Annotated in this window: 4 protein-coding genes; all 4 read right to left on the bottom strand. The window is 63.9% G+C overall.

The window, feature by feature from the left end:
• Positions 1-216 (bottom strand): hypothetical protein (locus VF662_RS08465; RefSeq protein WP_464139851.1); only part of this gene is annotated, 216 nt, incomplete at its 3' end.
• A gap of 59 nt (positions 217-275) precedes the next feature.
• On the bottom strand, positions 276-1,133 hold the full coding sequence (locus tag VF662_RS08470) for an SDR family oxidoreductase (RefSeq protein ID WP_464139853.1): 858 nt from the start codon (positions 1,131-1,133) through the stop codon (positions 276-278).
• A 2-nt stretch (positions 1,134-1,135) separates the two neighbouring features.
• Positions 1,136-1,351, bottom strand: coding sequence for a hypothetical protein (locus VF662_RS08475; protein WP_464139855.1), 216 nt, complete (start codon positions 1,349-1,351; stop codon positions 1,136-1,138).
• Between the two features lie 109 nt (positions 1,352-1,460).
• A complete protein-coding gene (locus tag VF662_RS08480) occupies positions 1,461-1,757 on the bottom strand; it encodes a hypothetical protein (protein WP_464139857.1) in 297 nt (98 codons plus the stop codon).
• Positions 1,758-1,941: the final 184 nt, after the last annotated feature.

Here is a 1,941-nt window from a genome sequence, read left to right on the forward strand (position 1 = left end):
TGCAGCCCAGCTCCGCCCCGCGATCGAGGCTGCGAGCCATCCGCCGATCAAGGCTGCCAGGAAATAGGCCGCAAGCACCAGCACCTGCACCGCCGGCGGTATCGCGGCCCCGTCCGACCGGACCGGGAACAGCAGGTGCCCTATATATTCCAGGATGCCGACGGTGACGAAGACGGCCACCAATCCCGCGACGACGGCGAGGATGTTCCGCAACATGATTGCCCTTTTTCCTAGCGGGCCGAGACTACAGCAAGCTGCGGCCCCGGCAAGGGGCTCTAGCCGTTGACGATCGTTCCGCCGTTCGGATGAAGGACCTGGCCGGACATGTAGCTTGAATCGTCGCAGGCGAGGAACAGGAAGCTCGGCGCCACCTCGTTCGGCTGACCGGGCCGGCCCATCGGCACGTCCTGGCCGAAATTCTCCATCTTCTCGGGCGTCGAGCCGCCCGAGGGATTGAGCGGCGTCCAGATCGGCCCGGGCGCAACCGCGTTCACTCGGATGCCCTTGTCGATGAGGTTCTCGGACAGCGAGCGGGTGAAAGCCGTGATCGCGCCCTTGGTCGCCGAATAATCGAGCAGCTCCTTCGAGCCCTGGTACATCGTCACCGAGGTGCAGTTGATGATCGCAGCACCTTCCTTCAGGTGCGGGCGGGCGGCCTGAACTATGAAGAAATAGCCGAAGATGTTGGTCTGGAACGTCCGCTTCAGCTGCTCTTCGGTGATGTCGGTGATTTCCTTGTCGGGATGCTGCTCGGCCGCGTTGTTGACGAGGATGTCGAGCCGCCCGAGCTTCTCCACCGTCTCGGCGACGGCGCGCTCGCAAAACTGCTTGTCGCCGACGTCGCCCGGGATGGCGATCGCCCGCCGGCCTTCCGCCTCGACGATCTTCTTCGTCTTCGCAGCATCGTCATGCTCGCACAGATAGAGGATCGCGACGTCCGCGCCTTCGCGGGCGAAGAGGGCGGCGACTGCGCGGCCGATGCCGCTGTCCGCGCCGGTGATCAGCGCCACCTTCCCCTGGAGGCGTCCGGAGCCCGGGTAGCGCGGCTGCCATTCCGGCTTCGGCTCCAGCCGGCTCTCATGGCCGGGGAGCCCGTCCTCGTGGATCATCTCCAGGGTTTCGGTTTCCGACATGGTCATTCCTTCGCGGCGATGCCGGCGCCTTCCTGGCCGAAGGCTTCGATGGTGGACTGGTCCTGCTCATCGTTTTCCGGCGCCTTTTCGACTGGCGTGTCGCCGTCCTTGCCGAGGGTGAACGAGTTCCGGCTGCCGTCGCCCGGATCGTCCGACATCTGGTTGTTCTGGTTCATGGTTTTATCCATGCTGCTGGAATTGTGGCTGTTCTTGCTCATGATTTTCTCCGTCGGGATGTGCCCAGGCTTGGAGATAGAACCGACGCAATGACGCCACGGTTCCCAACAGAAAACCCGCCTTTTTCAATTATGTAGGAGGCGTTTGGGTTTAGGAGCGGATGCGCTGCGGCTGGTAGGAGGCGCGCTGGATGCGCGGCCGCGAGGCGTCCGGAGCCGGCAGCTTCACTTCGTCGGCATAGACTTTGGCGACGTTGGTGCCGGCGGCGCGGCATTCGGCGACGACGACGGGGTAGAGCGCGTCGCTATGCCGCTCGATCGCGGAAGCGGTGGCGGCGTTGCACGCCTCGACGCTCTCGTAGCGGACCGGCATCGTTGCGACAGGCTCGCACACGTCGGTGGCTTCGCCGCAACCGAGGATCGCCATTACGAAAACTGCCGGACCCATCACTACGCTCCCACTCTCTTAACCGGCTAAACTATTGAACATTCGCTCTGTTCCTGTTGATTCGCTCCCGTAACTTGGTGCTTCGGCGGCGCATCCCTATTTAGACGAACATGCCGCCCGAGCCGACGAACCCGACAGCCGCCCCCGAAGCGGGCTGGGCGACGATGCGCCGCTTCCTCCCCTA

The sequence above is a fragment of the Allosphingosinicella sp. genome (assembly GCF_036387215.1).
Taxonomy (GTDB): Bacteria; Pseudomonadota; Alphaproteobacteria; order Sphingomonadales; family Sphingomonadaceae; genus Allosphingosinicella.